This is a genomic window from Thermoanaerobaculia bacterium, assembly GCA_035260525.1.
Lineage (GTDB): Bacteria > Acidobacteriota > Thermoanaerobaculia > UBA5066 > DATFVB01 > DATFVB01.
In genome coordinates, this window is the sequence record DATFVB010000180.1 from 1 (window position 1) to 9,140 (window position 9,140).

The 9,140-nt window shown below is 71.4% G+C and carries 9 protein-coding genes; 2 read left to right on the forward strand and 7 right to left on the reverse strand.

Going from position 1 to position 9,140, the window contains the following annotated elements; all coding sequences use genetic code 11:
* From VKH46_08915 to VKH46_08945, 7 genes are all read right to left on the reverse strand, one after another.
* Positions 1 to 211, reverse strand: a 211-nt coding sequence (locus VKH46_08915; protein ID HKB70950.1) for a N(G),N(G)-dimethylarginine dimethylaminohydrolase, incomplete at its 3' end; no start/stop codon positions are given.
* Positions 208 to 762, reverse strand: a complete 555-nt coding sequence (locus tag VKH46_08920) for a cytochrome (GenBank protein HKB70951.1) — start codon at positions 760 to 762, stop codon at positions 208 to 210. The genes VKH46_08915 and VKH46_08920, both read right to left, overlap by 4 nt.
* A 130-nt stretch (positions 763 to 892) precedes the next feature.
* Positions 893 to 2,077, reverse strand: coding sequence for a thioredoxin domain-containing protein (locus VKH46_08925; GenBank protein ID HKB70952.1), 1,185 nt, complete (start codon positions 2,075 to 2,077; stop codon positions 893 to 895).
* Between the two features lie 61 nt (positions 2,078 to 2,138).
* The gene (locus tag VKH46_08930; protein ID HKB70953.1) at positions 2,139 to 2,651 is read right to left on the reverse strand and encodes a biotin/lipoyl-containing protein; all 513 of its coding nucleotides are present in this window, start codon (positions 2,649 to 2,651) and stop codon (positions 2,139 to 2,141) included.
* Entirely contained in the window at positions 2,648 to 4,138 is a 1,491-nt protein-coding gene (locus tag VKH46_08935; protein HKB70954.1) for a biotin carboxylase N-terminal domain-containing protein, read from the reverse strand. The genes VKH46_08930 and VKH46_08935 overlap by 4 nt, the downstream gene beginning before the upstream one ends.
* A gap of 7 nt (positions 4,139 to 4,145) precedes the next feature.
* Entirely contained in the window at positions 4,146 to 5,651 is a 1,506-nt protein-coding gene (locus VKH46_08940; GenBank protein HKB70955.1) for an acyl-CoA carboxylase subunit beta, read from the reverse strand.
* Between the two features lie 32 nt (positions 5,652 to 5,683).
* Positions 5,684 to 5,962: a DUF507 family protein gene (locus VKH46_08945; GenBank protein ID HKB70956.1), complete on the reverse strand. Its 279-nt coding sequence runs from the start codon at positions 5,960 to 5,962 to the stop codon at positions 5,684 to 5,686.
* A 316-nt stretch (positions 5,963 to 6,278) separates the two neighbouring features.
* On the opposite strand from VKH46_08945, the gene VKH46_08950 reads away from it, so the two are divergent.
* On the forward strand, positions 6,279 to 7,625 hold the full coding sequence (locus VKH46_08950; protein HKB70957.1) for a metallopeptidase TldD-related protein: 1,347 nt from the start codon (positions 6,279 to 6,281) through the stop codon (positions 7,623 to 7,625).
* 91 nt (positions 7,626 to 7,716) lie between these two features.
* Positions 7,717 to 9,000: a metallopeptidase TldD-related protein gene (locus VKH46_08955; protein ID HKB70958.1), complete on the forward strand. Its 1,284-nt coding sequence runs from the start codon at positions 7,717 to 7,719 to the stop codon at positions 8,998 to 9,000.
* Positions 9,001 to 9,140 lie beyond the last annotated feature (140 nt).

Here is a 9,140-nt window from a genome sequence, read left to right on the forward strand (position 1 = left end):
CCGCCGTGTCTTCGACGAAGCAGGAGTCGGGATGGCGCGGATCGGGAGGAAGGATCGTCACGGCGACACCGCACCGCTCGAGCGCGCGCGCGTACTCGCGATGCTGCGCGAGCGCAGTTTCGAGATCGGGAGCGCCGAAATCGGTCGTCGTCAAGCCGTCGGCGAAATTCGACGGCGGCGTCCGCAGGATCGCGCGCGTGAAGAGCGTCACGGCGTGCGTCTCCGCGGGAGGCGGCGGCGCGGCCGTTCGCGCTCCGCGATCTCGACCGCGGCGGCGGCGGTCTCGGCGACCCGGACCGCGCCGAGCCCGGCGAAGAACGCCGCGGCCTCGGGCGAAGGGGCGAGCAGAACGAGGGGCTTCCCGGCCTTCAGCGCCAGAGCGGCCTCCGAAGCGGTGCCCGGCCCGCCCGCGCCGCACGCGACGACGACGTCGCTCGAGAGGACGTTGACGATGTTGCGGGCTTCTCCCATCCCGGTCGCGATCGCGACGTCGGCGAAGGGGGAGGCTTCGGCGCGGTCGCGGCCGGGGAGGATCCCGACCGTCAGGCTTCCCTCCACTTTCTTCGCGCCGCGAAGCGCCGCCCGCATGACGCCGGCCTCGCGCCCCCCCGTCAGCACGATCCAGCCCGCGCGCGCGGCCCGCTCGCCGAGCTCTTCGGCGAGCTTCACGACGCGAGAGGACGCCTTCTCGCCCGCGCCGACTATCCCGAGGACGGGACGGCGGCGGAAGGAGCGGGGGCGGCGGGAGAGTCTGGAAGTCACCCCGGCGATGATACGCGCGGAAGGAAGACATCGCCGAAGGCTCCCTCACCCGCCCGCGCTCGCATCCGCAGAGCGCGCGGGCGACCTCTCCTGCCGGGAGAGGTGGAACCCGGCGGCGGCAGCGAAAGCCCTATCTCTTCTTCGTCGCGGCGCCGCTCTTCAGGAAGTCCTCCATGACGTCGTCGGGAAGCCAGTAGATCTCCACCCCGTTGACGTAGTAGGTCGGCGTCGAGTTGACGCCGAGATACCCTCCCTCGTTCATGTCGCGGCGGATCGCCGCGAACGACGCGTCCTGCAGGTAGCAGGCGAGGAAGTCCTTCCGCGGGATTCCCGCGGAGTCGACGAAATCGAAGACCTGCTGGTCGAGCCGGTCGAGCGTGAGGGTGTCCTGGTTGTCGTAGCAGATCTGCTTGAACCGGAAGACGAGATCGGAGGAGAACTTCTGGAGGCAGACCGCCGCGGACGCCGCCTTCGTCGACCAGTGATGGGTGGACCAGAGCGGGAAGAACTTGTAGTAGCGGCGGATGCCGAGCTTCGCCGAGTACTTGTCCATGAGCTTGTCCATCTGCTGGCCGCGACGCTTGCAGAAGGGACACTCCATGTCCGCGTACTCGACGACGGTGATCTTCGGGTTGTCGGCTCCGTACGACGGCGAAGTCGTGAGGTTGATGATCGCGCGCCGCTGGTCCGCGACCGGCTCGGCGAGCTTCCATAGCGTCCCCATGAAGAAGACGGAGCCGTCCGGCTCGACGTAGTAGTGGAGCGGCTGGCTGAAGTAGCCGGTGTCGACCTCGACGCGAACGCCGTTCAACCCCGCCTTGTCGGCGGGCGCTTCGAGGAACGCGCGGGCGTTCGAGCCGAACATCTTCGAGAAGTAGCTGCCGATCCCCGACACGTCCGCGTCGGTGCGGATCACGGCGGTCGCGTTCTGGGGCCGGCTGTTCTTGATGACGTTTCCGGTGAAGATCCACTTCTCGTCCGCCGAGACGAGCATGTTCTCCTTGGCGTCGAGCTTGTCGTACTTCCCCTTGCGCTCGATCATCCAGGCGTGGAACCCGCGAACGTCGTTCTTCGGATCGGCCTTCGCCGTGACGCGGGTCCCGGGCTCCCACGGCAGGTATTCCGCGGCGAAGCGCTCGACCTCGGCCGCGATCCCGCGCGCGGCAGGCGCGGCCGCGGGAGGCGCGGCGAAAGCGGAGGACGCGACGAGCACCGCGGCCGCCGAGGCTGCGAGGACCGTCGCCGCCGAGGCTGCGAGGACCGTCGCCGCCGAGGCCGCGAGCCTGCGGCCGAGAATCGTGAGCTTCCGGTTCATTCCCACCTCAACAGTAGCCGGCGGTTTTCATTCCCGCCGAAGCCCTCTTGCGCGGCCGCGATCATACCCGGTCGGATGCGAACCGCACGAGCAGCGCGCCCGCCTCCACCGCCTGTCCCGCGGCGCAGAGGATCTCCGCGACGACCTGGTCCGCCTCGGCGCGGATCTCGTTCTGCATCTTCATCGCCTCGAGGATCAGGAGCAGATCCCCCTTCGCGACGCGGTCTCCCTCGCGCACCCGCACCTCGAGGACGCGGCCGGGCATCGCTGCCGCGACCTCCGAGGCGCCCTCGCTCTCGGTCCCGGCCGAGGACGCGTCGCGCGGGTCGAAGAGGTGCAGCGCCGTTTCGATCCCGCGCGTGCGGAGGCGCGTCTCCTTCTTGCCGGGGGTCACCCGGGAGCGCATCACGCGGCCGTCGTCGAAGAGCGCGACGAAGGTGCCGTCGGCGCGCGGGAGGAGCTCGAGCGCGAAACGCCGGCCGCCGATCTCGACCGACGCGGCGTCGCCGGTGATGTCGACCGAAACGGCCGTCTCTTCGCCGTCGGCGCGCACGAGCCGGAACACCCGCTTCATCGGAGCGCCCCCCGGCGCGCCGCGTCGCTCCAGGCCGAAGCCCGGCTCCGGGCCGGCGCGGCGAAGCGCTTCTCCTCGCTCCGCGCCAGCACCGCGGCCGCGAGCGCCGCGACGGCGTCATCCGGGGCCGTCTCCGGCACGCCGAGCCCCGCGGCGAGCCGGCGGTCGAGCCACCCGGTGTCGAACGTCGCCGCGAGGAAGTCGGGATCGGTGACGAGCCGGCGGAAGAACGGGAGCGACGTCTGGATGCCGACGACCTCGTATTCCGAGAGAGCGCGGGCGAGCCGCTCGACCGCCTCGCGCCGGTCGCGGCCGTGGACGATGAGCTTGCCGAGCATCGGGTCGTAGTCGATCGGGACGACCGAGCCGGTCTCGACGCCGACGTCGTGGCGCACGCCCGGGCCCTGCGGGAGGGAGAGCGCCTCGATCCGTCCGGGAGAGGGCGCGAACTGCCGGTCCGGGTCCTCGGCGTAGACGCGGCACTCGATCGCGTGCCCGCGCGGGGCGAGGTCCTCGGAGAACGACAGGGGCTCGCCGAGCGCGATCGCGATCATCTCGCGCGCGAGGTCGACGCCCCAGACCTCCTCGGTCACGGGGTGCTCGACCTGGAGACGCGTGTTCATCTCGAGGAAGTAGTACCGTCCCTGCCGGTCGAGGAGGAACTCGACCGTGCCGCACGAGACGTAGCCGACGGCGCGCGCCGCGGCGAGCGCGGCGTCCGCCATCCGCGCGCGGAGGGCGGCATCGACGACGGGCGACGGGCATTCCTCGACGACCTTCTGGTGCCGCCGCTGGATCGAGCACTCGCGCTCCCCGACGGCGGCGCCGCGCCCCCGGCCGTCGAAGACGACCTGCACCTCGACGTGCCGGGCGCCGTCGACGAGCTTCTCGGCGTAGACCTCCGGATCGCCGAAGAATGCGCGGGCCTCCGACTCGGCGCGCTCGAACGCGGAATCGAGCTCCGCCTCCGACGCGACGATCCGCATCCCCTTCCCGCCCCCGCCCGCCGACGCCTTGAGGAGGATCGGGTAGCCGGACGCCCGGCCGAATTCGCGGAGCTCCTCGCGCGTGGCCCCGCGCGACATCCCCGGGACGACCGGGACGCCCGCGTCGATCATCCGCCGGCGCGATTCCGTCTTCGAGCCCATCGCGTCGATCGCCGCCGGCGGCGGGCCGACGAACGTGATGCCGGCGTCCGCGCAGGCGGAGGCGAATTCCGCGTTCTCGGCGAGGAAACCGTAGCCGGGGTGGAGGAGCGTCGCCCGCGAGCGGCGCGCGGCGTCGAGGATGCGGTCGACGGCGAGGTACGACTCCCGCGCCGGCGCCGGACCGAGCCGGTAGGCCTCGTCGGCGTACCCGACGTGGAGCGCGCCCCGGTCGGCGTCGGAGTAGACGGCGACCGTCGCGATCCCCATCTCGCGGCAGGCGCGGAAGATCCGGATCGCGATCTCGCCGCGGTTGGCGACGAGGAGCTTCGGGGGGCTCAACGGCGGCTCAGAGCGGTATGTTGCCGTGCTTCTTCGGCGGAAGCTTGTCGCGCTTGGTCGCCGCGAACGCGAAAGCCTGGATGAGCTTCCGGCGCGTCTCGGACGGCTCGATGATCTCGTCGACGAACCCCCGCCGCGCGGCGACGTAGGGGTTGGCGAACTTCTCGACGTACTCGGCGACCTTCTCCTTCTTCTCCTCGCCGCCGGCCGCGAGCTCGCGCTTGTAGAGGATCGCGACGGCCCCCTCGGGCCCCATGACCGCGATCTCCGCCGTCGGATAGGCGAAGTTGAAGTCGGTCCGCAGGTGCTTGGACGCCATGACGCAGTAGGCGCCGCCGTAGGCCTTGCGGGTGATGACGGTCACTTTCGGGACGGTCGCCTCGGCGAAGGCGAAGAGGAGCTTCGCGCCGTGGCGGATGATCCCGCCGTATTCCTGCTTCGTTCCGGGGAGGAAGCCCGGCACGTCCTCGAAGACGAGGAGCGGCACGTTGAAGGCGTCGCAGAAGCGGACGAAGCGTGCGCCCTTCACCGACGCGTCGATGTCGAGGACGCCGGCCAGGAACGCGGGCTGGTTGGCGACGACGCCGATCGAGCGGCCGTTCAGGCGGATGAAGCCGACGAGGATGTTCCGGGCGAAGTTGGCGTGGACCTCGAAGAACTTCCCCTCGTCGGCGATCGCCGAGACGAGCTTCTTCATGTCGTACGGCTTGTCCGGCTCCTCCGGGATGAACGTGTTCAGCTCCGCGTCCTCCCGGTCGGGCGGGTCGGACGTCTCGACGATCGGAGCCTCGTCGAGGTTGTTGCCGGGAATGTAGCCGAGGAGCTCGCGGATCGCCGCGAGGACCGACGCGTCGTCGGGTCTGGCGAAGTGCGCCACACCGGAGACCGACGAGTGCGTCTTCGCTCCGCCCAGCTCCTCTTTCGTGACCGTCTCGTGCGTGACGGTCGCGATGACGTCGGGCCCGGTGACGAACATGTAGGAGGAGGTCTCGGTCATGAAGACGAAGTCGGTGATCGCCGGGGAGTAGACCGCGCCGCCCGCGCAGGGCCCGAGGATCGCGGAGATCTGCGGCACGACCCCCGAGGCGAGCGTGTTCCGCAGGAAGATGTCGGCGTAGCCGCCGAGCGAGACGACCCCTTCCTGGATGCGCGCGCCGCCGGAGTCGTTCAGGCCGATGAGCGGCGCGCCGTTCTTCACGGCGAGGTCCATCACCTTGCAGATCTTCTCGGCGTTGGTCTCCGACAGCGACCCGCCGAAGACCGTGAAGTCCTGCGCGAAGACGTACACCGGGCGCCCCTCGATCAGCCCGGCGCCGCAGACGACGCCGTCGCCCGGGATGTCGACCTTGTCGGCGCCGAAGTCGCGGCAGCGGTGCGAGACCAGCCGGTCGATCTCGAAGAAGGAGCCGGGATCGAGCAGGAGGTCGACGCGCTCGCGCGCCGAGAGCTTCCCCTCCCGGTGCTGGCGCGCGATCCGCTCGGGGCCGCCCCCCTCGACGGATTGCCGGCGCATCTCCTCGAGCTGCGCGATCCTGCGCTCGAGGGTCACAGGACGATTCCCTTCTGCTCGGCGAGCTTTCGCCGGATCTTCCGGAAGAGCTCGTTCGAGTCGAGGCCGCCGGAGGCGATCTCCGAGCGGGAGGCGTCGACGAGGCGGCGCGCCTCTTCGTCGATGTCGCGCTCGCGGCGCATCTCGTCGGCGAAGACCGAGCGCACCGCGTCGGCGAGGGCGCCCGGCGATTTCTCCTGGAAGAGGCCGCGCCGCGCGAGTCGCTGCGCGATGCGGACCACGAGAAACTCCGTCCGCCGCTCGGCAAGGCTCATGCGGGCTCGATCATAACGGCCGGGAGAGTGGGGTTCAATGATGAGCCGCGTCGATACGGCCTCAGTCCGAATGTCAAAAGTCGGAAAGTCGAACGTCCCGGAGCCCGAACCGATCGCCATGGGGCCTTTCCTGACTTTCGGCTCTTGCCGCAAAGTCAAGCGGCGCGCTGCGACCGCTCAAACTCGGCCCGCCTCTTCGATTCGAGCCGCCGAGTCAAGTGGCTCCCGTCGCCGAGTTAAGCGGCGCGGTACGCGGCCGCTTCAACTCGGCGACGACTCTTCGACTTCCCGACGGGAGCACCATTACAATCCGCCGGTGAGTCACCGTCCGATACCGCCGCAGCTCGATCTGCCGCTCCTCTCCCGATGGATCGAGCCGCTCGCGAGGGAGGGGTTCGCGGATCTCTTCTTCGAGTGGAAGTCGGAGCTGCATCTTTCGCTGCGCGACGGAGCGATCGGCGCCTCCGCGCTGTCGGTCGAGAGCGCCGTCTCCGCCCGGGCGCGGCGCGGCAACCGAGTCGTGCTGACCGCCTCTCCCCGCGCGGACGAAGCGGGCGCGCGCGACGCCGTGCGCCGGCTCGCCGGGATGCTCTCCTCGTCGCACTTTCCCAAGAGCGCCGAGAGCGGCGCGCCGGAGCCGCACGGCGAGGCCGACGACCCGAACCGGTGGACGAAGAAGATCTCGGGCCTGATCGCGCGCGCGTTCGAGAACCGCCCGCATCGCGTCGAGATCCGCCGGCGCCATGCGACGCGCCTCGTCGTCCCGGCCGGCCGGACCCCGTCGCAGCATGACCGGCCGCGCCTCTCCCTCCACGGCGAGCTCCTCGCCGACACTCGCGGCGGGCCGAAGTGGCGGGTCTTCAACTTCCATCTCCCGGAGGCCGACGACGGCGCGTTCGAGGAGCTCCGGCTGCGTCTCCGCGCGCTCGCGGGGTCCGGCCCGGGCACCGTCGCGCCGACCTCCGGGGCGACGGACGTGATTCTCGAGAACGGGTCCGCGGCGTTCTTCTTCCACGAGGTCCTCTCGCATCCGATGGAGGCGGACGCGCCCGCGTCGCGCCTGGCGAACCTCGTCAAGGCACGCCTGTGCCCGCGCGAGATCGAGGTCGCCGACGAGCCGTCGCGGCTCGACCTCTTCGGCGGCTACCCGGTCGACGACGAGGGCGTGCCGGCGCGCAAGACGGCGCTGCTCTCGGCCGGGCACCTCGCCGGCCCGCTGCGCGACCGGCTCCGGTCCGATCCGCTCCACCCGTCGACCGGCAACGGCCGCCGGCCCTCCGCGTTCGACCACGCCGCGCCGCGCGGATCCAACCTCGTCGTCGGGCCCGGCGGAGCGAGCGAGGAAGAGATGCTTCACCGGCTCGGCACCGGGATCCGCATCGAGGAGTTCGACGGCGGCACGGTCGACCTCGCGTCGGGACGCTTCCGTCTCCGCTTTCCGGCCGCGCAGGCGGTGCAGCGCGGGCGCCTCGGGCAGCCGCTCGGGCCGGGGCACCTCGAGGGAGAGATCGTCGAGGCCCTCGCCGCCGTCGACCCGCTCCTCGGATCGCGCGCGAAACCGTGCCGGCAGCTCGCGTGGTGCGCGCGGGAGGGAAAGGTGCTGCCCGTCGGCGGCGAGGCCCCCGCGATGATCGTGCGCCGGCTGCAGGTGTCGCCGCGGTGAGCGGCGCGGAGAGAATCGCGGTGAGCGGCGCGGGTGTCGCCGCGGTGACCGGCGCGGGTGTCGCCGCGGTGAGCGGCGCGTGGGGATCGCGATGAGTCTCGCGCTCGACGCGGTCCGCGGCGAGCTCGAGTCGCGCACGGGCGACCGGTGGGAGATCTACGCCAAGCGGGCGGCGGCGACGGAGCTCCGCGTCGCGGCGCCGGTGCGCGAGGAGTCGGAACGCCTCGAGGACGGCTGCGCGGCGCGATGGGAGGAGAAGGGGCAGGCGCATTTTGCCGCCGCATCGTCGCCGGCGCTCCTCGTCGACGCGATCCGGGAGACGGCGCGGCTCCGGCCGGGAGGCTCCGGCCCTCTCCCCGCGCTCCCGGCCGGGAGCTTCCCGCAGCCGGACGATCCCGCGCCGGCGTCCGCGCCGGACGCCTTCGAGGAAGTCGCGCAGCTCCTGGCGTCCGAGTCGAAGGGTCAGGCGCGGCTGACGTCGCTCGCGGTGACGTGCGGCGAGATCGTCGAGCGCATCGAGAACGGCGCGGGCTTCTCCGGCGGGCGCGCGCGCCGGTTCGGATACGGGAACGCGCGGGCGATCGGCGTCGCGTCGGAACGCCGCGTCACCGCGGACATCGTCTTCCCCGTCTCGCCGGGCGGCGGATTCGACGGCGCGAAGGTCGCCCAGTCGCTCTCGGACCGGAGTCTCCTTCCGCTCAAGGGGCGGGCCTGCCCGTTCCCGCGAGGCGAGCTGCTTCTCGATCCGTCGGTCTCGGCGGCCGTCCTCGCCGCGACGCTCCCGCTCTTCTGCGGCGACACCCACCGGCTGCTCCTCTCGCGGAAGTACCTCGACCGCAACGGGCGGTTCTGCGCGGAGGGCGTCTCGCTCGTCGACGACCCGTCGGGAGAGGGACCGTTCGACGGGGAAGGCGTCCCGGTCCGGAGGAAGGAGGTCGTCGCGGAGGGAGTCTTCCGCACGAGGCTCCACGACCTCGGCTCGTCGGCGCGCTCGGGGGAGAGCCCGACCGGCAACGCGCTCCGGCCGTCGTTCCGGCTCCCTCCGCGCGCCGGGAGCGCGCTCTTCGTGCTCGACGGGCGCCAGGCCGCGAGCGCGGGCGAGCTCCTTTCTTCGGTGACGCGCGGCCTCTACGCGACCGCTCTCGCGGCTGCGCCGCGGGTCGACCTCGAAAACGACGCCTACCGCCTCGAGGTCGAAGGGTGGGCGCTCCAGGCGGGGCGCGTGCGCTCGCCCGTCGCCTCGGTCGTCATCCGCGGGCGTCTGTCGGAATTCTGGAAGGGAGTCGGCGGCGTGGGCACGGACCGGCGCGTCTTTCCGCTGCAGTCGCTCGTCGCCGCGCCGACCCTGTTCGTATCGAAAGCGACCTTTTCTTGAGCACAGGCACGGTGATACGCGCCGCTATACGAAACCGTGCGGTCGAGAACGCCGCGGAAATCGTCCCGACGATTCCCGCAGCGCAGCTGCTGCAACTCGTGTGGAAAGCGGTCCACGCTCTCACCGGGGTGCGGTGATCG